This window comes from Microvirga yunnanensis, from assembly GCF_025460875.1.
The window spans coordinates 18,896-37,438 of the sequence record NZ_JAMXFI010000029.1; the positions used below are offsets into that span (position 1 = coordinate 18,896).

Sequence of the window (18,543 nt, forward strand, 5' to 3'; positions counted from 1 at the left end):
CTTGCGGGTCGGATGGCGGAGTTGGGGCATGCGTATTCTGATCCTGGAAGACGATCCGTGGATTGCGACGGATCTGCAATCCATTCTCGAATCCGAAGGGCATGAAGTCGTCGACTCGCTCGGCTCCATCGACGAGGCCTACCGACATCTCGATGACGAATTCGATTGTGCCTTGCTCGACATCGACGTCATCGGCGGAAAAAGTTTCGGCGTTGCCGAGGCGCTCATCGAGCGACGAATCCCATTCGTGTTCGTGTCGGCCTCGAGTCCCTCCGACCTGCCCGAACCTCTTCGTCAGGCGGCCTTCGTCGCAAAGCCGTTCGAGGAGCGGGCGCTTCTCCGATCCGTCGAGCATCTCACCGTCAATCCTCTGCCCTGCTGACGACGCCGCAGGCGGGAACCTGTGACGATCCGATAACGTCATCCCTGGTCATGCAACACTCCCGTTTCGGCTTCTGCTGCAAGTACATTCCCGAGGATGGCGATGCCCAATCCGCGCGGGCGATGAACACGAGCACGGTGACCATGGCCTATCTCGGACGGCTCGATCCGAAGGCGGCCTACGACAAGCTCAGGGGGGTCGTGGCTCATAACCTGGAGGCGTTCCGGCTGCAGATCGCCCATGTGGCGACGCGACCGAAGATCGAGCGTCTGCACCGCCTGTCGAGCGATCTTCTTCCGGGCTACACGCATCCGGGCTGCAAGGACTTTTACCGTGACCCGGATCTGCGCCGTCTGATCGACGCGAAGCTCGCCGCGATGGGGCGGTTCGCCCGGGACAGCGACGTGCGGCTCAGCATGCATCCCGGCCAGTTCTGCGTCATCGCGTCCGCCAATCCGGCGGCGGCGGCGAACGGTCTGGCGGAGTTCGAGTACCATGCCGAGATCATGGCGCTCATGGGCTACGGTGACGGCTGGCATCCGCACGGCGCCCACATCAACATCCATGGCGGTGCGAAAGCGCTGGGGGCCGAGGGCATCAGGAGCGGGCTCGCCCGTTTGTCGAACACGGCCCGAAATCTCATCACGATCGAAAACGATGAGGTCAGCTTCGGCCTCGACGATCTCCTGCCGCTCACGGACGACGTGCCGCTGGTCCTTGACCTGCATCATCACTGGATCATGAGTCAGGGCGAGTACATGGAGCCGGACGACCCCCGGATCGCCCGCATCATCGCCTCCTGGCGCGGCGTGCGGCCCGTAAGCCATGTGAGCGTGTCCCGGGAAGACCTGCTGCCCGATCAGGACATCGGGGCGCTGCCGGATTTCCAGGCTCTCGTCGCCGCAGGGATCAAGCCAAGGGAACTGCGCGCCCACTCGGATCTCATGTGGAACGAGGCCATCAACGACCTGGTGATGCGTCATTTGGCTTGGTCCGATTTCGAGATCGAAGCGAAATTCAAGAACATCGCGTCGGAAGGCCTGGCTCATCACATGGAGAAGCGTCAGGGATCCGAGTCTGTTACGGAGTAACGTCATGCGAGCGTGGTCGGACTTGGAACCAAACCGTTTCGGCGGCGTTGTCGGGCATTGTGCAACGAGTCAAGAAGTCGATGCCCTCCGAGCCTTCCACCGTTCTGCTCGTTGAAGACGAGCCTCTCATCCGCCTCTTCATATCAGACCTTCTCGAAGAAGCCGGTTTCAAGGTGGTCGAGGCTGCCAACGCCACGGAGGCCCTGGTGCTTCTCGAGGCCGGCCTTCCCGTCAACGTCCTTCTGACGGACGTGGATATGCCCATGGGCTGCAACGGGTTCGAACTGGCTCATCGGGTCCATTGTTCCTGGCCGGGAACCGAGATCCTCATCATGTCGGGTCGGCAATGGCCGTCCGAGGGGGACCTTCCGCCCGGAGCGGCGTTCCTGGCCAAGCCGTGCCCCAACGAGGCCATCGTGTCCCATGTGATTTCCGCGGCGGAGCGGACGAGACGCTTCAGCCATGTTGCCAAAAGTCCACGGCCCCCAGCCGAACATGCGGCCAAGATCCTCCCATTCCCGAAAACCGCCTAAATTCCTGAACTCTGGCTTGCTGATGACGTTGAGCGGACATAAGCTCTGCCGGAATTGACCTTCTGTCAGGGGGCCGGACTCCAGTATGCCTTTCCGCTACGTCCGACCGAAGGCTGGTCAATCAGCTTTTCGGGCCCGAGTGACGGCCGTCGACGAGCTTTCCCATACCATTCCCGGAGGAATACATGCCGACCAAGACTACAGACGGAAAAGCCGGTGCGAAGAAGGCTGCAGACAAGCCTGCCGCTAAGAAGGCTGCCGGCTCCAAGCCCAATGCTCTTCAGAAGCCTCTGCAGCCGTCCAAGGAACTGGCCGCCATCGTAGGCTCGGATCCGCTCCCGCGCGGCGAGGTCGTGAGCAAGATCTGGGATTACATCAAGAAGAACAACCTTCAGAATCCTGAGAACAAGCGCGAAATCCTGGCTGACGACAAGCTGCAGCCGATCTTCGGCAAGCCGAAGGTGACGATGTTCGAGATGAACAAGCACCTCGCCCAGCATCTGAAGTAAGCCTCGTCAGGAATCCTGCCGCCACTGCGTGAGCGGCAGGATATCCGGCCGCTGACCCGGGGCCTTCTCCCAGGGATCAACCGCCCAGGCCGTTCCGGACCGTTTCTCCGCGATGACCGCCGTGAAATGCGGATAGCGTCCGTCCAGGAAGAAGCCCCGCGATTCCGGATATTCCACGATATGATGGGTGAGAAGGCCCTGCTCTTGCAGAACCAGGAGCAGGCTCGTGGTGTTGGTGGTCTCGTCCAGGCAGTCCATCTGACCATAGACGCCGGACATCTGCGGCGGAGACCCCGGCACGTCGGGCTTCCCGCCCAGGGACGTGGCAAGATAGGCGGTGTAGGATCTGATCACCTCGCCCAGAGCCCGCCGCTCCGCATCCGGCGAAGCCTGACCGGATTTCAGAGCCGCCCTGGCCCTGTCGATCCAGGTTCCATCGACCGAGATCGCCATCCGACGCACGCATCCATAGCCGTGACAGGCAATGATCCGGCCGCCCGACGGGCCGACATAACCCTGCTGGTTGAACCAGCTCTGGGCCGGAAGGGGTCCTGCCGCGGCGGATGAAACGGTGAACAGGAACGGAAGGGCTTTCAAAATGAGAAGTGGCATCGATCTCATGATGGGGATACCTATCGCCGGCGTCGCTGCGGGTGCCCCGGTTCATATAGATCGGACCGTTCGTCTGCCCATAGGTTAAGCTTGGTTGAGTCGGGTTACGACTTTGGAGGTCTCATGTCCCGCATCGTCTTCCTCAATGGATCCTTCCTGCCGATCGAAGAGGCCAAGGTGCCCTTCATGGATCGAGGCTTCATGTTCGGGGATGGCGTCTATGAAGGCATCGGCATGCTCGACGGGCGGCTGATCGACAACGAGGCCCATCTGGAGCGCCTGGAGCGCTCTCTCGCCGAGATCCGCATCCCCAATCCCTATACCAGGGCCGAGTGGACGTCTCTCCAGGAGGAATTGGCTCGCCGAAACGCCATGACGGAGGGCTTCATCTACTTCCAGGTCACCCGCGGCGTCGCCGAGCGTGACTTCTTCTTCCCGGAGGACACCAAGCCGACGGTCGCGATGTTCACCCAGGCCAAGGCCATTGCCGCAGCGCCCGCGGCGCAGACGGGGATCGCCGTCGTCACCGTGCCCGACCTGCGCTGGCAGCGGCGCGACATCAAGTCGATCAACCTGCTCGCTCAGGTTCTCGCCAAGCAGGCGGCCCGAGAGGCCGGTGCGCAGGAGGCCTGGCTGGTGGAGGATGGTTTCGTGACGGAGGGGGGCTCGTCCAGCGCCTTCATCGTCACGACGGGCGGCAGCATCGTCGTGCGTCCGCTGTCCAACGCCATCCTGCCGGGCATCACGCGCAAGTCCCTGCTGGAACTCTCGAGAGAAGCCGGGATCAAGCTCGAGGAGCGCCGCTTCACGGTCGAGGAGGCCTATGGCGCCGCCGAGGCTTTCCTCACCAGCGCGTCGAACTTCGTCCTTCCCATCGTGTCCATCGACGGGCGGCCGGTCGCCGACGGCAAGCCGGGCCCGATCACGAAACGGTTGCGGGAGCTCTACCTGACCATGGCCGGCTCACCGGCCCTGGCCGCCGAGTAGCTGGGCCGGAACCCCCTCCTGGGTCGCTCGTTGCCTTTCCAAAGGAGCGACCCATGAAGCGTGTGTTGGTCTTATCCACGATCCTGGCAGCCGGCCTCGGCACGGCTGCCCTGGCGCAAAACCCCGAGGTTCTGAGGCAGCAGGCTCCGAACATGCCTGCTCCCAGCCAGATGCCGGCCGAAAAGGTCGAGCCGGACAGCAATCTCTCCGGCACGAACGGACCCTCCGAGACTGGTTCGACCAATACCTTGAGCGACAAGCTGGAGCGTTCCGACGGGGTGATCCGTCCGCCGGAGAATGCCACACCGGACATCACCGTGCCGGCGCCTGTCCCTGATCCGGGCACCACGCCGGTCATTCGCCCGCCGGGAAGTCCCGGGGGCAATCAGCAGGTACAACCCAAGTAGTCGCATCGCCTTTGACGGTTCCGGGGCGCGGGCGGGGGGAGTTGGCAGCGCGCGCCCGCCTTGGGGGGGGCGCGGGCGGGTGCCTTTGGCCCCCCCCCCCCCCGGCGCTTACCGTCACGGGACCTGTTGTTCTCGCGGTCCTTCCCGTTCCCGGGCTGGCCGCCGCTTTTCATGATCTGAGCGGCCACTTCGGAGATCTCGCGGCGGAGTTCGTCGTTCTGGCCCTGCGAACTCTCCAGCCCCGCAAAGCGGGCCTGAACCTCGTCCCGCTCGCTTTCGATCTCCCGGATCTTCTGCTCCAGGATCAGGCCGCGTTCCTGCTCGGCGGCAAGACTCTTGGCCAGCTCGGCCAAGCGCAGGCGCTCGTCCGAGAGCTCGCTGTGGCGCTCGCCCAGCGCTCTCTCGAAGTCGTTGCCGCGGGCGGTCTGGGTCATCAGGCGGGTTTCGAGGTCGGAAATGGTGATGCGTTTGGTGTCGAGCTCGCTCAGGGAGGCCGTAAGACGCCGTTGCGCATCCGTGAACTCGGTCTCGAGACGGGAGAGTTTCTCGTCCGCGTGGATGAGCTCGTTCTTGAGCTTGGCGCGCTCCTGCTGCGCCAGATCCAGTTCCATGCGGGTGTTCGACAGCTCGTCCAGGGTGGCCCGGTGGGCATTCTCGAGAGCGGCCAGCGTCTCGCGCGTGCTCGAGAGATAGGTTTGCGTCTGCGTCTGATCGGCCTCGGCGGCGGCGAGGCGTGTCTGGGTCTCGGCCAGCCTGGTCTCAAGCTCCGACACCGTCCTGTCCCGTTCGGCCAGGGTGGCTTCGAGAGCCTCGATGCGGATGGCCCGACGGCCGAGCTCTTCCATGCTCTCGTGCTTGAAGGCGAGGGCCTCCTCGGCCTTGCGCTCGATGCGCCGCTGCAGCACGGCGAATTCGGCCCGGAGGTGGTCCTTCTCCGCCGTCAGCTCCGAGATCGACATGGGAAACAGAGCCTCGGCCCTGCGTCGGGCCAGGCGCTCCGCTCGCGCATTCACGGCCGGGATGATGAGAAGCGCGATGAGGGATGCTGCAACGAACCCCAGCGCAAAGATCATGATGCTTTCGATCACGCGGACGCCAACTCCAAGATGCTTGACCGGTAACGCTCAAGCACCTTGACTTGTGCCTGCGCAGCTTTCCAGAGCCATCGTGCCCCAGACGGCCCGTTGTAGCGCATTCGCGGGCCGTTTCCACTGGCTGGCGGGCAGATGCCGGCCCGCCCTGTGTCCTAGAACGGATTCCAGGTCGGTTCCGAGGTGAACTTCAGGTACCCGACATTGACGCCGAGACGGGCGCCCACGCCGGCCCGGATCGGAACCACGATCATCTCGTCCGCGGCCACGGCCGTCACGCCGAAGCCGCCGATGAAATAGGCCGAGCCGTCGATGCCCACGAAGCGCTTATAGAGGGCCTCGGTGAAGGGCATGTTGTAGACGAGCATCATGGTGCGGGCTCCGTCGCCGCCCACATCGAAGCCCAGCGACGGTCCCTGCCAGAAAATGCGACGGTCTCCCGCGTTGCGGGTGAAAAGCTTGCCCTCGCCGTAGCGCAGGCCGCCGAAGAAAGCCCCGGAGGCTTCCTGACCCAGGATGTAGCCGTTGGGCTCGCCCCACCGCCTGATCGCCTCCTGGAGAGCAAGGGCGAGACCGCGGGAGGCCGAACCGAAGAACTGGTGTCCCGACTCGACCAGTTCGTTGGAATTGAACGAGTTGGGATTGCCGGGATTGCTCGCGTAGGCGCGTTGAACGGATTGCGCCGAGGCCTGGAAGGGCAGGGTGCCGATCAGGGCGGCAAAGGCCGCTGCCGCAAGGAACGTGGATCGGGAGCGCATGGGCTATCTCCTCGCATGAGACAGGGGGCCGTCCGGCCGCTCGGGCCGGAGGGCTGCTATCGAGGCCCGAAGTTTAAGATCATCAACCCTAACAATCTCTGTACGGAAAGCCCAAGGGACGCGCGGGATTCATCATTCTGACCGGCAACGTCGCGAAAAATTCCCCGATCGGTCGTGGGATTCAGGCGACCGAGGCCGAAACCGGCAGATCGAGGCGCGTCGCGAGAGCCCCATCGCCGATCGCCGCGAAGGGGCCGTTGCGGTAGCCCCTTCCTTCGTGGCCGTAGGTCAGCGGAGTGCCGCCCGGCCCGACGACGCTGCCGCCCGCGCAGGTGAGAATGTGATCCCCGGCCGCCGTGTCCCATTCCATGGTGGGGCCGCAGCGTACGTAGACATCGGCCTCGCCAGACGCGATGAGGCAGAATTTCAGGGCCGACGAGGTCATGCGCCGCGTTCCGATCGACAGGGCCGACAGGCACGTTTCCGTCGCCATGTCGCCGTGACGGCGGCTGACCAGGGCCACGAGGTCCTTCTCGGGGGCTGGACGAACCCTCGCCTCGCGCCAGTCGAATCCCGCCTCCAGACTGTCCGGCAGGGGACTCTTGAGGGCCGTGTCCCCGGCGATCCACACCGATCCCATGGCCGGAGCCGCCACCACGGCCGCCAGGGGCCTGTCGCCGTGGATCAAGGCGATGTTGACGCTGTATTCACCGGTGCCGTGAATGAAATCGCCGGTCCCATCGAGAGGGTCCACGAGGAAGAAGTAGTCGTCCGTCTGCGTGGAGCTGGAGGTTTCCTCCGCCACGACCGGCACGCCGGACCACGATTCGTCGAGACGTTGGATGATCAGCCGTTCGGCTGCGAGATCCGCCGCCGTCGTCGGAGTCCCGTCATCCTTGATGCGCTTGTCGACGATGGCGCTTTCCATGCCGCGCAGGATGCGGCCCGCCTCCCAGGCGATATGGGCGAGCTTGAGGGCGATCTCGTCGGGATTTTGACCATCGAAGCGCATCATGGCTTTGTGCCTGCTCCCTTGAGACCTGTCGATCTCTTTTTGCCCGCTTTTCAAAGAACTCGTAGCCGGGTATCCGGGTTCACGTTCTCTTTGCTGTTTGGCTGTATGCATGCTGGTCGAAATCTCGATTTCATGAACACATAGCTGACATTACGGTGCTTCCGGAGCCCTCATGGCCACGATCTCGCTCGATTCGCTCGACCTCGCCGCTCTCCTCTGCTCGCGCGTCTGCCACGACGTGATTTCCCCGGTGGGCGCGATCGTCAACGGGCTGGAGGTTCTGGAGGACGACAGCGACGCCTCCATGCGCGACTTCGCGCTCGATCTCATCAACAAGAGCGCCCGCCAGGCCTCCGCCCGGCTGCAATTCGCCCGGCTGGCCTTCGGGGCGGCCGGATCGGCGGGGGCCTCGATCGATCTCGGCGACGCCGAGCAGGTGGCCCGTGGGCTCTTCCTCGACGACAAGATCTCCTTCTCCTGGTCGTCGCCGCGGCTCCTCTTCCCGAAGAACCGGGTGAAGCTGCTCCTCAATCTGGTCATGATCGCCACGGCGGCCATCCCGCGGGGCGGCTCGATTGCCGTGACCGTCACGGGGGATGCGGAGAACTGCGCCTTCACGATCGTCTCGAAGGGGCTGAATGCCCGCATTCCCGCACATTCCGAGGCGCTGCTGGCGGGCAATTCGGAAACCGGCACCGTCGATGCCCACGGCATCCAGATCTACTATGCCGGCATGGTGGCGCGCGCCTCGAGCATGAGCGTCGCCTTCAGCCTCGAAGGCGACGAGGTGACGATCAAGGCCGCCATGGCCTGAGGCTGCCGGTCAGGCCTTATAGGCGACGAGAACCGCGCCCGACGCGATCAGAGCGATGCCGATCCAGTTCGGCATCGCCAGCTTCTCGCCCAGAAACAGCACGCCGAACAGGGCGACGAGCACGACGCTGAGCTTGTCGAGCGGGGCGACGCGGGCCGCATCGCCGAGCTTCAGGGCCCGGAAGTAGCAGAGCCAGGACGCACCGGTGGCCAACCCGGACACCACAAGGAACAGATAGGTCCTTCCGGAAATGGAGGCAGGCGCCTGCCACTGGCCGCTGGCGACGAGGATCCCCCCGAGGACGAACAGGATCACGACCGTCCGGATGAACGTGGCGAAGTCCGAGTTGATCTGCTCGATGCCCACTTTGGCGAAGATGGCCGTCAGAGCCGCGAAGGCGGCTGAAAGCAGGGCCCAGAACTGCCACGAGACAAGAACGGATTTCATGCAGGCCTCCCGTACCGTCAACAAAAAAGCCCGGGTCTGAACCGGGCCTTTTTGGGTTTGCCATCGATCGCGAGGCTTAGAGCTGTTCCCACTCACGTGGAATCACCTCTCTAAAATGCTCTAGATCGCGATGCGCTCTTCCGCCTCGTTCGGCTCGCGCAGCACGTAGCCGCGGCCCCAGACGGTCTCGATGTAGTTGCGGCCCTGCGAGGCATTGGCGAGCTTCTTGCGCAGCTTGCAGATGAAGACGTCGATGATCTTCAGCTCGGGTTCGTCCATGCCGCCGTAGAGGTGGTTGAGGAACATCTCCTTCGTGAGGGTGGTGCCCTTGCGCAGGGAGAGGAGTTCCAGCATCTGGTACTCCTTGCCAGTCAGGTGAACGCGGGCCCCGCTGACCTCGACCGTCTTGGTGTCGAGGTTCACGATCAGGTCCCCGGTGGTGATCACCGATTGGGCGTGGCCCTTCGAGCGGCGGACGATCGCATGGATGCGGGCCACCATCTCGTCCTTGTGGAACGGCTTGGTCAGATAGTCGTCGGCCCCGAAGCCGAGGCCCTTCACCTTGTCCTCGATGCCGGCCATGCCGGACAGGATCAGGATCGGGGTCTTCACCTTCGCGACGCGGAGCGTCCGCAGAACCTCGTAGCCCGACATGTCGGGCAGGTTCAGATCGAGAAGGATGATGTCGTAGTCGTAGAGTTTGCCGAGGTCGATGCCCTCTTCGCCGAGATCCGTCGTATAAATGTTGAAGTTCTCGGACTTCAGCATCAGTTCGATGCTTTGCGCTGTCGCGCTGTCGTCTTCAATCAGAAGTACGCGCATGTTCAATCCCCAGCCCTTGCCCTTGAGCTTGAGAGCAGCGGAAGACTGCCCATCCGACGCCGGGCCTGCGACGGATGCTCTTTTGAACTGATTCGAAACGCTAATTCAGAATGGTTAACAAACACTGATTCTGGGATGCAAGCGCTTAACGACCTTGGCCGGCAGATCATCCGCCGAAGACGATTGTCCTGTGGATTCTGGGTAACCATAGGGAACCGCCTCACATCATCCCAAATTCTTGTAACCTAAGCGTTTCAGGTGAATCCGGAGGCGGATCCGGTCTGGCCGCGCCCGTGACCGACCCAGTGTTAACGAAACCGGTAAACGAAAGGTTTACAAAGCCGGACGACGTCGCTCCCGGGCCCATGCGCCCCGCAGGGGAGCCAGGGGATAGGAAATTTTTTGTCGCAGGCGGTAAGGAAAGCTCAACCTCCGTGGGCGATGGTCGGGCATGTCTGGCGGATAACTGAGCGATCCGTGAGATGCAGTGAAACAGCGACGTGTGGAGTTGAATCAAGATGAAGTCGCGGGATACGCTCATCCGCCTCAAGCGCTTTCAGGTCGACGAGAAGCGTCGGCGGGTGGCGCAGATCGAGATGATGATCGCCGAGTTCGACCGCATGGCGGCTGACCTCGACCGGGAGATCGCGGCGGAAGAGCAGAAGGCCGGCATCGCCGACCCGAACCACTTTGCCTATCCAACCTATGCGCGCGCCGCGGCCCAGCGCCGCGACAACCTCCGCCACTCGGCTCAGAACCTTCACATCCAGCTCGACGACGCGAAGGCGGAGCTCGGCGAGGCCTTCGAGGAGCTGAAGAAGGCCGAGAGCCTGGAGGATCGCGAGCGGAGCCTGGATGCCGCGATCAGCCAGACCGGGCAGGGCCGCGCCGTCCGCGCCACCGCCTGACCGTCCGAACAATTCCCGTAATCGAAGGGCGCGCTCGACCGACCGCGCCCTTTTTCACGCCGGGGCCGTCAGGATCGGCACCTGGGGGGCGGCCTCCCGCGGGAGGAACCCGAGCAGCCGAGGATCATCGGCCACCTCGATGGCGCGCCGGTACGGGGTGAAGCCCGACCGCATGTAGAAGGCGAGGGCCCCCGGGGCGTCGAGCGTGCAGGTGTGGACGAAGAAGCGCTCGATCGGCCGGGCGAAGGCGCGGACGATGGCCTCGTTCATCAGGAAGCGGCCCGCGCCCTGGCCGATGAACCCGGGAACGAGCCCGAGAAACGCCAGCTCGACCTCCCGGTCGATCCGGAAGTCGAGTTCGAGCAGCCCCACATCGGCCGTGCCGTCGTGCAGCGCATAGGCTTCCACCCCGGGATCGTCGAGGATGGACGCCAGCCTGTCGTCGGCCATGGCCGCGCGGCTGAACCAGAGCCAGGGTTCGCCGATTGCCCTGAACAGCGCCCGGTAGCGCGGGCGGTCCCGATCGATCCGATGAAGGCTCCAGCCGGCGGGCTTGCAAAACGGCGACGTGCTGGGGCGCTCGCGCATGTCGAGATATGTGACGATCGCGGCGATCTTGCCGGGCGGCAGGTCCGTGTAGCCGTTGAGGTTGAGAGCCGTTGCAGGTTCCGTCGTCATGGACCGGGCCTCGTGGACGCGATGGGGAAGAGGAAGGATGCCGTTTGATAAGGGCATCGGGGTCCCGCGTCACTCCCTTCCGGTTGCAGGCCGGACATGCCTCCCGGCTTCCATGGAGCCGCCCCGGCCTTGCCTCCCGTGGCGGGTGCCGGCCTTGGACCTTATGTCATGTTGCGGCAAGGCATAATCCCCTTGCGGAACAATGGGATTGTGGGCACAGAAGATAACAGCGAGGGAGTTCTGCCGGCTCTATGAAGAATGTGCGTGAGTTCATTTGGCCCGTGATCGGGTTGCTGGCAGTCGTCGTGTCGGGCTGGCTTCTGTATCGCGAGCTGCGCGGCATGTCCCTCGACGACGTCTGGGACAGCCTGACCGCCGTTCCGCCCCATCGCTATGCCCTCGCGGCCCTGTCCACCCTCGTGGCCTATGCGGCCCTGGCCTGGTACGACCGGATCGCCCTGCTGCACCTGGGCGTCCACCACATTTCGTGGCTGTTCGTGTCCATCACGTCGTTCACCACCTACGCCCTGTCGCACAACATCGGCGCCTCGGTCTTTTCCGGCGCGGTCGTGCGCTATCGCGCCTATACCTCGAAGGGCCTGGGCGCGCCTCAGATCGCCGTGCTGGTCGCCCTGTGCTCGTTCACCTTCGGGCTCGGCACCATCCTGCTCGGCGGCATCGCCCTGGTGGCCGACCCGACCCTGCTGCACCGGCTCGAGGAACTGCTTCCCTCGGTCCTGACCAACCCGGCGACGGCCCGCATCGTCGGCATCCTGCTCCTCGGCTTCGTGGCGCTTTACGTGGTCGGGTCCATTCTGCACCTCCCGCCGCTCGTCGTCCGCAAGGCCAAGCTGGAATATCCCCGGCCGGCCGTGATGGTGCGCCAGCTGATCGCTGCGCCGCTTGAGCTCCTGGGCGCGGCCGGCATCATCTATTTCGTGCTTCCGGCCCATCTTGAGCCGAGCTTCATCATCGTGCTGGCGGTCTTCCTGGCGTCGTTCTCGGCCGCCCTGGTCAGCCATGCGCCCGGCGGTCTCGGCGTGTTCGAGCTCGTCTTCCTGACCGCGATGCCCGACATCCCAAAGGCCGACGTCCTGGCGGCCCTCATCATCTTCCGTCTCTTCTATCTCCTGATCCCGTTCGCCCTCTCGCTCGTGGTCGTGCTGATGTTCGAGCGCGCGCGGCTGGCGCAGGCCTGGCGCGGCCGGGTCGTGGCGCCCGACGGGTCCGTACCGCCGCCGCCGCTCTCCTCCTCCGATCAATGACCGTCTTCTGGCGCCGGCTGCGCTTCGGCCTCGCGACGCTGCTTGGCGTGAAACCGCTCGGCTTCTTCATTCCCTATCGGTATGCCGGAAGCGTCGAGCCGCAGGATTATCCCGCGCTGCGCCCCGTGTTCGAGGCCGCGCGTCCGCGCTTCGCCCAGGTGCTGGAGGCGATCGACGCCCATGCGGAGGACCTGCGCGCGATCCTGCGGGGCAGGGGGCCGGCGCGGTTCGATCAGAGCTGGTTTCCCCGTCTCGACGCCGCCGCGGCCTACGCCATCGTCCGGCAGGAAAAGCCCAGGCGGATCGTCGAGATCGGCTCCGGCCATTCGACCCGCTTCATGGCCCGGGCGGTTCGGGATGGGGGGCTTCCCACCCGGATCACCTGCATCGACCCCGCCCCCCGGGCCACGTTGAAGACCCTCGACGTGGAGCACCGGCAGGCGCTCCTGCGGGATGCCGACCCGGCCGAGTTCGAGGCCCTCGCGGCCGGCGACATCCTGTTCGTCGATTCCAGCCACATCGCCATGCCGGGCACGGATGTGGACCGCCTTTTCCTCGACGTGCTGCCGCGCCTCGCCGGCGGGACGCTGATCCACGTCCACGATATCACGCTGCCCGACGCCTACCCGGAGGTCTGGGGCTGGCGCGGGTACAACGAGCAATTGCTGGTGGGGGCTCTCCTGCAGGGCGGCGCCTACGAGCTGGTTTTCGCGAGCCACGCCCTCGTCAGGGACCATGGATCCGCGTTCTCGCAGGGAATCCTGACGGAGCTGCCGCTGGTCCCCGGGGCCCACGAGACCAGCCTGTGGCTGCGTAAGCTCTAGCGCATCGTGCGAAAAAGTGGACCCGGTTTTTCGCACTCAACGGTGCGCCGCTCAAAGGGTTGAGCATCGGCCATCAGGCGGCGGCCGGCTTCTGGCCTGGCTCCGGCACGGCAATGCCGGCTTCCATGTATTCGTTCAGCTTGTTGCGCAGGGTGCGGATCGAGATGCCGAGGATCCGCGCGGCGTGCGTCCTGTTGCCGAAGCAAGAGGCCAGGGTATCGAGGATCAGATGGCGCTCGACGTCCGCGATGGTGCGCCCGACCAGGATGCGCCTGAGCGCGTCGATGGTCTGCTCCCCATCGGCGGAAAGGGGCGGCCCCATAGGGGCCCGGGATGAGCCTTGCTGGTCCAACGGATCCGGAATGCCAAGCACGATAAGGAGCCTGCCTTAAGGGAAGTGATTCAGGAGTTTATGCTCATCGTATGGTTAGGAACATCTTAACGGCCGCGCTTCCCGACGACAAAAAGGCGCCGGTCGGATGACCAGCGCCCGCTTCGTGCCGACCGTCGCGGTGCCTATTGCCGGTATTGCTGGATCCGGGTGGTGCGCAGGCCGGCCAGGCCATGCTGATCGATGGACATCTGCCAGCTCAGGAATTCCTCGGTGGTCAGCGTGTAGCGCTGGCAGGCCTCCTCGAGGCTGAGCAGGCCACCGCGGACGGCGGCGACAACCTCGGCTTTGCGGCGGATGACCCAGCGGCGGGTGCTGGACGGGGGAAGGTCGGCAATCGTCAGGGGACTGCCGTCGGGCCCAATGACATACTTGACCCTTGGGCGGTGGGGTTCGGTCATGATACGCTCACACAAAAATTCAACGACCTTTGACAGGCTCGAACCTACGCGAGGGGACTTAATGTTTCCCTAAGCCCATCAGGCGGTTACGAGAATGCCTAAGCTTAGCCATAAACGTTAACGTTGGCTTATTGCGGGGCACTTTCCCTTTAAGAATTGTGGCCAGGGCACCGGATCCGGGAACGGTCGTGCCCTTTGGACCCGAGGCCTGCTCTCCCGGTGAGCGCCCCGCCGGGCCAGACCCTATGGGACCCGAGGGGGCCGCGTCAGCGAAAACCGGGTCCACTTTTCCGCACGATGCGCGAGAGCATCGGACCCAAAAGTGGGTCCACTTTTGGGATCGATCCGATGCTCCACTCTTGGCTGGCGCATCGTTCGAGCGGAAAACCGGGTCCACTTTTCCGCACGATGCGCTATAGAGGGGCCTTGGCCCCTCCCGTGCGCCGCCTTGAACGGCGCCTCTGGATGGAAAGATGCTCAATTCACTCGACCTCCCCACCGATCCCTCGAAGACCCGCGTCGTGGTTGCGATGTCGGGCGGCGTGGACTCGTCGGTCGTCGCGGCCCTGCTCAAGCGCCAGGGCTACGACGTCATCGGCATCACGCTCCAGTTGTACGACCATGGCGCCGCCGCCCACCGGAAGGGCGCCTGCTGCGCCGGCCAGGACATCTACGATGCCCGCCGGGTGGCCGAAGCCATCGGCATTCCCCATTACGTGCTCGACTACGAGGCGCGCTTCCGGGAGGCGGTGATCGACCGCTTCACCCAGAGCTATCTCGCCGGCGAGACGCCGATCCCCTGCGTCGAGTGCAACCGCTCGATCAAGTTCCGCGACCTCCTGGAGACCGCCCGGGAGCTGGGAGCCGACGTGCTGGCCACGGGCCATTACGTGGCGAGCCGCGCCCTGCCGGACGGGCGCCGCGCCCTCCACCGGGCGGCCGATCCGGACCGGGACCAGAGCTATTTCCTCTATGCCACCACGCCGGCGCAGCTGGATCTGCTCCGCTTCCCCCTGGGCGAGCTGCCCAAGGAGAAGACCCGGGAACTCGCCCGCGAGTTCGGCCTCACCGTGGCCGAGAAGGCGGACAGCCAGGACATCTGCTTCGTCACCCAGGGGCGCTACAGCGACGTGATCGAGCGCCTCAAGCCGGGCGCCGTGCAGGGCGGCGAGATCGTCCATGTGGACGGCCGGGTGCTGGGCCGGCACGACGGCATCATCCATTACACCGTGGGGCAGCGGAAGGGGCTTGGGCTCTCCGTGGGCGAGCCGCTCTATGTGGTGCGCCTCGAGGCCAAGGAAGCCCGCGTCGTCGTGGGGCCCCGGGAGGCCCTGGCCACCCGCCTGATCCGCGTGACGGACGTGAACTGGCTCGGGGACGTTCCCCTCGAATCCCTGGGCGAGACGGGCATGGAGGTGGCGGTGCGCGTCCGCTCCACCCGCGAGCCGCGCCCGGCCACCTTGAGATCCACAGGAACCGGCACTACGGTCGAGCTGTTATCGGCGGAAGACGGGGTGTCTCCCGGTCAAGCTTGTGTCATCTATGAGAGCGATGCTCCGCGGGCACGTGTGCTTGGCGGGGGCACCATTGCTCGGACCATCGCCGAGGCCGCCCCCGCCGCGGCCTGAGGTGCTTACCTAGGGATAGTTTATGACGGATGGAGCGACTACGGTCCTGATGCGCAAGGCCTATGCGCGTTGGGCTCCGATCTATGACCTCGTCTACGACAAGCTGACCGAACCGGCCGCCCGGGCAGCCGTGAACGCCGCCGTCGCCTGCGGGCCCAAGATTCTCGAGGCCGGCGTCGGCACGGGGCTGTCCCTCGGGTACTATCCGAGGCATGCGGAGGTCTACGGGGTCGATCTGTCCGAGGACATGCTGCGCCGGGCCCAGGACAAGGTCGAGAGGAGGGGGCTCGGCCATGTGAAGAGCCTGCAGGTGATGGACGTCACCCGCCTGAGCTTTCCCGACGAGACCTTCGATGCCGTCACGGCGCAGTTCATCATCACCCTGGTGCCCGAGCCCGAGACGGCGCTCGACGAGTTCATGCGCGTGCTGAAGCCCGGGGGCGAGATCGTCCTCGCCAACCACTGGGGCCAGCTCTCCGGCCCGATCGCCGCCCTGGAGGAACTGGCCTCACCCGTGGCCAAGGCCATCGGCTGGAGCTCGGCCTTCAAGGCGTCCCGGGTCGAGGACTGGGCCCGCGGGACCGGCCGCATGGAAGTCGTGGAACTCAGGAGCCTGTTCCCGGGCGGCTTCTTCAAGCTGATGAGGATCAGGAAGCGGGCCTGACCGTCCGGTGCGGCAGGCGGGGCGTCGCGTGCGGTCCGCCTGAGCGCGCGGGGGCATCGGCGCCGGACCGGCCGGGTGACTTTCGGGGGGCGGGCCCTATCTAAGGAGGGGCTGCCCTCCGCTTATTACGAAAGCCACTCCCATGCGTCTCTTCATGTTCACCTCCCAGGCCAAGGACGACCTGCACGCGTTTGCGGGCGACGAGGCAGGCAGCAAGCTTCCCGCCAAATACGCCCCCTGGGGCCTGACGGGCACGCTCGCTTCCCGCGAGGCTCCGCCGCACAAGTTCTCGCGAAAGGCCATCGAGCAGGCGATTTCCTCCGAGGGATTCCAGCTCTGGCGCATGAAGCCGAAAGGCTGATGGATCGGCCGGCCGGTGCCTCGGTCGCCGGTGCCTCATTCCTCGAGAGCGCGCGTTTCACAAATCCGCGGCTCGGCCGCGCGTCTTTCTTGACACCGGGGGGCAACCTTCCCTATATCGCGCTTGCCTGACGCGGGGTCCGCCCCGATTCCTGGGGCGGAGTAGCTCAGTTGGTCAGAGCAGAGGAATCATAATCCTTGTGTCGGGGGTTCAAATCCCTCCTCCGCTACCATCAAAAAAGCCCGCGAAAGCGACAGCTTAGCGGGCTTTTTGCTGTCTGAGATCGAAAGCTTCGACGGTGCAAGATGTTTGGCGTCGGCTCTCGAATCCTGCATGGTCGCGACCTCGGAGGGCGGGGCGCCTCGGAGGAGGCGGCCCCGGGCTGACGGTGATCACGGTGGTCAGAGACGGCCTTCCGCGAGCAACTCGCGGGTGCGCTTGAGCGTGGACATGAGGGCGGCCTTGTAGCCGGTCTCGCCGTCGAACTGCGCCTGTTCGGCCCGCTCCTCCGGGCCGTTCGGCTCTCTGCCGCGCAGGCCCAGATAACAATAGAAGCGGAGCTGGAGCGTGCCGTCCGGGCCTTCGAACAGCTCGTTGACGATGGCGCCCTCGCGCGGTCCGGTGGCCTGGAAGAACGTGACCTTGCTCTCCGGTTCGAGGGTGACGATCTCCCGCAGGTCGGCACCGCCGATCGTGGCTTCGCGGACGAAATGGGTCGCGCTCTCCTCGACCACGTCGCAGCGGGTGCAGAGGCCGGGCGGAAGGAACAGGCGGGCATCGCGGGCCTTGAGCTCAAGGCCGGCCCAGACCTGGGCCCGGGTCAGCGTGGTCTCGCCTTCAGGATTCACCGGGACGGTGGCGGTCGAATAGATCATGATGAGGTTCCTTCTCGTGAGGGGTCAGCGTGGATCGGTCGTGACGACATTCCGACAATGAGTGATCCACATTCGCCCCGATAGCCGCTATATCTGGACGCTCCGTCTCACTGGTGGAACGTTCATGGACCTGCTGGCTCTTTCCGATTTCAATCTCGTGGCCCGCTACGGAGGGTTCGGGCGCGCGGCGCGCGCGGCGGGACGCCCGAAGGCGACCCTGTCCCGCCGGGTCGCGGACCTGGAGGGCAGCCTCAACCTGCGCCTGTTCGAGCGCGGCGCACGCGCGCTGAAGCTCACCGAGGAGGGGCGGGCGCTCTTCGAGCGGACGGGCGCGCTGCTCACCGAACTCGACGAGACCGCCGCGGCGATCGCCTCGGGCGGGGACACGCCGCGGGGCAGGTTGCGCATCAGCGCACCGCTGCTCTTCTCGCAGACCGCGATGGGACGGCTGGCGGCCGGCTTCGCGCTGAAATATCCCGAGGTCCGGCTCGAGATCACGACGGAGGACCGGCCCGTCGACATGGTGGAGGAAGGCTACGACCTGGTCATCCGGGTCAATCCGGATCCGGACGAAACCCTGGTCGGACGGATCTTCCTGCGCGACCGGCTGGTCGTGGTCGCAAGCCCGAACCTCTCTCGGCCGGCGGGCGATCTCGCCGTTCCGGCGATCGTCCGGGGCACCGGCGACCGGGTTGCGGCCTGGAGCCTCATGACGCCGTCCGGACGATCACGCCTCCCGGTCGATCCGGTCCTTCGCCTCTCGTCCCTCGTCATGGTCCGCGATGCCGTGCGGGCCGGCGTCGGCGTCGGACGCCTGCCCGTGTCCCTTGTCAGCCACGATCTGGCCGCTGGAACGCTGGTGCAATGGGGCGCCGTGGAGGGGGCGGACATCGCCCTGTGGACGCTCTATCCGTCGCGGCGGCTCCTGAGTCCTCGCGTGTCCGCCTTCCTCGATTACCTAAAGGAAGCCTTTCCGAAGGGAACGCCCGACGAGCTGGCAGCCTTCGTCCCGGGCTAGAGCTGTTTCCACTGGCGTGGAATCACCTCTCTTCTTTGCCGTGCCGCATTTTTGACGGCGAA

General features: G+C 65.1%; 23 protein-coding genes, 1 tRNA gene and 1 pseudogene. 15 read left to right on the plus strand and 10 right to left on the minus strand.

Translation table 11 applies throughout. From position 1 onward, the window contains the following. Positions 1 to 28 precede the first annotated feature (28 nt). From NF876_RS16050 to NF876_RS16065, 4 genes are all read left to right on the plus strand, one after another. The gene (locus tag NF876_RS16050; RefSeq protein ID WP_262269793.1) at positions 29 to 382 is read left to right on the plus strand and encodes a response regulator; all 354 of its coding nucleotides are present in this window, start codon (positions 29 to 31) and stop codon (positions 380 to 382) included. A 50-nt stretch (positions 383 to 432) separates the two neighbouring features. Then, positions 433 to 1,473 carry an apurinic/apyrimidinic endonuclease family protein gene (locus tag NF876_RS16055; protein WP_262269794.1) on the plus strand — a complete coding sequence of 347 codons (1,041 nt, stop codon included), beginning with the start codon at positions 433 to 435 and terminating at the stop codon, positions 1,471 to 1,473. Between the two features lie 80 nt (positions 1,474 to 1,553). Continuing rightward, entirely contained in the window at positions 1,554 to 2,006 is a 453-nt protein-coding gene (locus NF876_RS16060; protein WP_262269795.1) for a response regulator, read from the plus strand. 185 nt (positions 2,007 to 2,191) lie between these two features. Then, entirely contained in the window at positions 2,192 to 2,515 is a 324-nt protein-coding gene (locus NF876_RS16065; protein WP_213563760.1) for an SWIB/MDM2 domain-containing protein, read from the plus strand. A 6-nt stretch (positions 2,516 to 2,521) separates the two neighbouring features. Here the strand turns inward: NF876_RS16065 and NF876_RS16070 are convergent, their stop codons facing one another. Then, positions 2,522 to 3,127, minus strand: a complete 606-nt coding sequence (locus NF876_RS16070; protein WP_262269796.1) for a hypothetical protein — start codon at positions 3,125 to 3,127, stop codon at positions 2,522 to 2,524. Between the two features lie 123 nt (positions 3,128 to 3,250). On the opposite strand from NF876_RS16070, the gene NF876_RS16075 reads away from it, so the two are divergent. Together NF876_RS16075 and NF876_RS16080 are read left to right on the plus strand one after the other, a co-directional pair. Beyond that, entirely contained in the window at positions 3,251 to 4,114 is an 864-nt protein-coding gene (locus tag NF876_RS16075; protein ID WP_262269797.1) for a D-amino-acid transaminase, read from the plus strand. A 53-nt stretch (positions 4,115 to 4,167) separates the two neighbouring features. Further along, positions 4,168 to 4,521 (plus strand): hypothetical protein, encoded by a 354-nt coding sequence (locus tag NF876_RS16080; RefSeq protein WP_262269798.1) that lies wholly within the window; start codon positions 4,168 to 4,170, stop codon positions 4,519 to 4,521. Here the strand turns inward: NF876_RS16080 and NF876_RS16085 are convergent. The 3 genes from NF876_RS16085 to NF876_RS16095 form a co-directional block, all read right to left on the minus strand. Further along, on the minus strand, positions 4,500 to 5,609 hold the full coding sequence (locus NF876_RS16085) for a coiled-coil domain-containing protein (protein WP_262269799.1): 1,110 nt from the start codon (positions 5,607 to 5,609) through the stop codon (positions 4,500 to 4,502). The two genes, NF876_RS16080 and NF876_RS16085, sit on opposite strands and share 22 nt — an antisense overlap. Before the next feature lie 158 nt (positions 5,610 to 5,767). Then, complete coding sequence (locus NF876_RS16090; RefSeq protein ID WP_262269800.1) at positions 5,768 to 6,370, minus strand: DUF1134 domain-containing protein; 603 nt, start codon at positions 6,368 to 6,370, stop codon at positions 5,768 to 5,770. A 181-nt stretch (positions 6,371 to 6,551) separates the two neighbouring features. After that, the gene (locus NF876_RS16095; protein WP_262269801.1) at positions 6,552 to 7,385 is read right to left on the minus strand and encodes a 3'(2'),5'-bisphosphate nucleotidase CysQ family protein; all 834 of its coding nucleotides are present in this window, start codon (positions 7,383 to 7,385) and stop codon (positions 6,552 to 6,554) included. 172 nt (positions 7,386 to 7,557) lie between these two features. Here NF876_RS16095 and chpT point away from each other — a divergent pair, with 172 nt between their 5' ends. Beyond that, entirely contained in the window at positions 7,558 to 8,199 is a 642-nt protein-coding gene (gene chpT, locus NF876_RS16100; protein WP_262269802.1) for a histidine phosphotransferase ChpT, read from the plus strand. 9 nt (positions 8,200 to 8,208) lie between these two features. Here the strand turns inward: chpT and NF876_RS16105 are convergent, their stop codons facing one another. Together NF876_RS16105 and ctrA are read right to left on the minus strand one after the other, a co-directional pair. Beyond that, complete coding sequence (locus tag NF876_RS16105) at positions 8,209 to 8,646, minus strand: EamA family transporter (protein ID WP_262269803.1); 438 nt, start codon at positions 8,644 to 8,646, stop codon at positions 8,209 to 8,211. Between the two features lie 120 nt (positions 8,647 to 8,766). Next, complete coding sequence (gene ctrA, locus NF876_RS16110) at positions 8,767 to 9,468, minus strand: response regulator transcription factor CtrA (RefSeq protein ID WP_009763776.1); 702 nt, start codon at positions 9,466 to 9,468, stop codon at positions 8,767 to 8,769. Between the two features lie 518 nt (positions 9,469 to 9,986). On the opposite strand from ctrA, the gene NF876_RS16115 reads away from it, so the two are divergent. Further along, positions 9,987 to 10,376 carry a flagellar export protein FliJ gene (locus NF876_RS16115; protein ID WP_262269804.1) on the plus strand — a complete coding sequence of 130 codons (390 nt, stop codon included), beginning with the start codon at positions 9,987 to 9,989 and terminating at the stop codon, positions 10,374 to 10,376. A 54-nt stretch (positions 10,377 to 10,430) separates the two neighbouring features. Here NF876_RS16115 and NF876_RS16120 read toward each other — a convergent pair whose 3' ends face one another. After that, positions 10,431 to 11,054: a GNAT family N-acetyltransferase gene (locus NF876_RS16120; protein WP_262269805.1), complete on the minus strand. Its 624-nt coding sequence runs from the start codon at positions 11,052 to 11,054 to the stop codon at positions 10,431 to 10,433. Positions 11,055 to 11,305: 251 nt separating this feature from the next. On the opposite strand from NF876_RS16120, the gene NF876_RS16125 reads away from it, so the two are divergent. Together NF876_RS16125 and NF876_RS16130 are read left to right on the plus strand one after the other, a co-directional pair. Then, positions 11,306 to 12,319, plus strand: coding sequence for a lysylphosphatidylglycerol synthase domain-containing protein (locus NF876_RS16125; RefSeq protein ID WP_262269806.1), 1,014 nt, complete (start codon positions 11,306 to 11,308; stop codon positions 12,317 to 12,319). Beyond that, positions 12,316 to 13,143, plus strand: coding sequence for a class I SAM-dependent methyltransferase (locus NF876_RS16130; RefSeq protein WP_262269807.1), 828 nt, complete (start codon positions 12,316 to 12,318; stop codon positions 13,141 to 13,143). Before NF876_RS16125 ends, NF876_RS16130 begins: the two co-directional genes overlap by 4 nt. A 73-nt stretch (positions 13,144 to 13,216) precedes the next feature. Here NF876_RS16130 and NF876_RS16135 read toward each other — a convergent pair. Beyond that, positions 13,217 to 13,495: pseudogene (locus NF876_RS16135) on the minus strand (helix-turn-helix domain-containing protein); the annotation flags it as partial. Between the two features lie 164 nt (positions 13,496 to 13,659). Beyond that, entirely contained in the window at positions 13,660 to 13,935 is a 276-nt protein-coding gene (sciP, locus tag NF876_RS16140; RefSeq protein ID WP_009763782.1) for a CtrA inhibitor SciP, read from the minus strand. Positions 13,936 to 14,408: 473 nt separating this feature from the next. Between sciP and mnmA the strand changes: the two genes are divergently transcribed. The 4 genes from mnmA (at position 14,409) to NF876_RS16160 (ending at position 16,820) form a co-directional block, all read left to right on the plus strand. Then, a complete protein-coding gene (gene mnmA, locus NF876_RS16145; protein ID WP_262269808.1) occupies positions 14,409 to 15,563 on the plus strand; it encodes a tRNA 2-thiouridine(34) synthase MnmA in 1,155 nt (384 codons plus the stop codon). A 22-nt stretch (positions 15,564 to 15,585) separates the two neighbouring features. Beyond that, on the plus strand, positions 15,586 to 16,227 hold the full coding sequence (locus NF876_RS16150) for a class I SAM-dependent methyltransferase (RefSeq protein ID WP_262269809.1): 642 nt from the start codon (positions 15,586 to 15,588) through the stop codon (positions 16,225 to 16,227). A 142-nt stretch (positions 16,228 to 16,369) separates the two neighbouring features. Then, on the plus strand, positions 16,370 to 16,588 hold the full coding sequence (locus NF876_RS16155) for a hypothetical protein (RefSeq protein ID WP_173946356.1): 219 nt from the start codon (positions 16,370 to 16,372) through the stop codon (positions 16,586 to 16,588). 155 nt (positions 16,589 to 16,743) lie between these two features. Further along, positions 16,744 to 16,820 (plus strand) — tRNA-Met (locus NF876_RS16160). A gap of 169 nt (positions 16,821 to 16,989) precedes the next feature. Here NF876_RS16160 and NF876_RS16165 read toward each other — a convergent pair. Next, complete coding sequence (locus NF876_RS16165) at positions 16,990 to 17,463, minus strand: SRPBCC family protein (RefSeq protein WP_262269810.1); 474 nt, start codon at positions 17,461 to 17,463, stop codon at positions 16,990 to 16,992. Positions 17,464 to 17,587: 124 nt separating this feature from the next. Between NF876_RS16165 and NF876_RS16170 the strand changes: the two genes are divergently transcribed. Next, positions 17,588 to 18,481, plus strand: coding sequence for a LysR family transcriptional regulator (locus NF876_RS16170; RefSeq protein ID WP_262269838.1), 894 nt, complete (start codon positions 17,588 to 17,590; stop codon positions 18,479 to 18,481). Positions 18,482 to 18,543: the final 62 nt, after the last annotated feature.

Excerpts from the sequence above, each read along its gene's own strand:
- NF876_RS16050 (WP_262269793.1), top strand. The coding sequence starts at position 29 with ATGCGTATTCTGATCCTGGAAGACGATCCGTGGATTGCGACGGATCTG.
- NF876_RS16055 (WP_262269794.1), top strand. The coding sequence starts at position 433 with ATGCAACACTCCCGTTTCGGCTTCTGCTGCAAGTACATTCCCGAGGAT.
- NF876_RS16060 (WP_262269795.1), top strand. The coding sequence starts at position 1,554 with ATGCCCTCCGAGCCTTCCACCGTTCTGCTCGTTGAAGACGAGCCTCTC.
- NF876_RS16065 (WP_213563760.1), top strand. The coding sequence starts at position 2,192 with ATGCCGACCAAGACTACAGACGGAAAAGCCGGTGCGAAGAAGGCTGCA.
- NF876_RS16070 (WP_262269796.1), bottom strand. The coding sequence starts at position 3,127 with ATGCCACTTCTCATTTTGAAAGCCCTTCCGTTCCTGTTCACCGTTTCA.
- NF876_RS16075 (WP_262269797.1), top strand. The coding sequence starts at position 3,251 with ATGTCCCGCATCGTCTTCCTCAATGGATCCTTCCTGCCGATCGAAGAG.
- NF876_RS16080 (WP_262269798.1), top strand. The coding sequence starts at position 4,168 with ATGAAGCGTGTGTTGGTCTTATCCACGATCCTGGCAGCCGGCCTCGGC.
- NF876_RS16090 (WP_262269800.1), bottom strand. The coding sequence starts at position 6,370 with ATGCGCTCCCGATCCACGTTCCTTGCGGCAGCGGCCTTTGCCGCCCTG.
- NF876_RS16095 (WP_262269801.1), bottom strand. The coding sequence starts at position 7,385 with ATGATGCGCTTCGATGGTCAAAATCCCGACGAGATCGCCCTCAAGCTC.
- chpT (WP_262269802.1), top strand. The coding sequence starts at position 7,558 with ATGGCCACGATCTCGCTCGATTCGCTCGACCTCGCCGCTCTCCTCTGC.
- NF876_RS16105 (WP_262269803.1), bottom strand. The coding sequence starts at position 8,646 with ATGAAATCCGTTCTTGTCTCGTGGCAGTTCTGGGCCCTGCTTTCAGCC.
- ctrA (WP_009763776.1), bottom strand. The coding sequence starts at position 9,468 with ATGCGCGTACTTCTGATTGAAGACGACAGCGCGACAGCGCAAAGCATC.
- NF876_RS16115 (WP_262269804.1), top strand. The coding sequence starts at position 9,987 with ATGAAGTCGCGGGATACGCTCATCCGCCTCAAGCGCTTTCAGGTCGAC.
- NF876_RS16120 (WP_262269805.1), bottom strand. The coding sequence starts at position 11,054 with ATGACGACGGAACCTGCAACGGCTCTCAACCTCAACGGCTACACGGAC.
- NF876_RS16125 (WP_262269806.1), top strand. The coding sequence starts at position 11,306 with ATGAAGAATGTGCGTGAGTTCATTTGGCCCGTGATCGGGTTGCTGGCA.
- NF876_RS16130 (WP_262269807.1), top strand. The coding sequence starts at position 12,316 with ATGACCGTCTTCTGGCGCCGGCTGCGCTTCGGCCTCGCGACGCTGCTT.
- sciP (WP_009763782.1), bottom strand. The coding sequence starts at position 13,935 with ATGACCGAACCCCACCGCCCAAGGGTCAAGTATGTCATTGGGCCCGAC.
- mnmA (WP_262269808.1), top strand. The coding sequence starts at position 14,409 with ATGCTCAATTCACTCGACCTCCCCACCGATCCCTCGAAGACCCGCGTC.
- NF876_RS16150 (WP_262269809.1), top strand. The coding sequence starts at position 15,586 with ATGACGGATGGAGCGACTACGGTCCTGATGCGCAAGGCCTATGCGCGT.
- NF876_RS16155 (WP_173946356.1), top strand. The coding sequence starts at position 16,370 with ATGCGTCTCTTCATGTTCACCTCCCAGGCCAAGGACGACCTGCACGCG.
- NF876_RS16165 (WP_262269810.1), bottom strand. The coding sequence starts at position 17,463 with ATGATCTATTCGACCGCCACCGTCCCGGTGAATCCTGAAGGCGAGACC.
- NF876_RS16170 (WP_262269838.1), top strand. The coding sequence starts at position 17,588 with ATGGACCTGCTGGCTCTTTCCGATTTCAATCTCGTGGCCCGCTACGGA.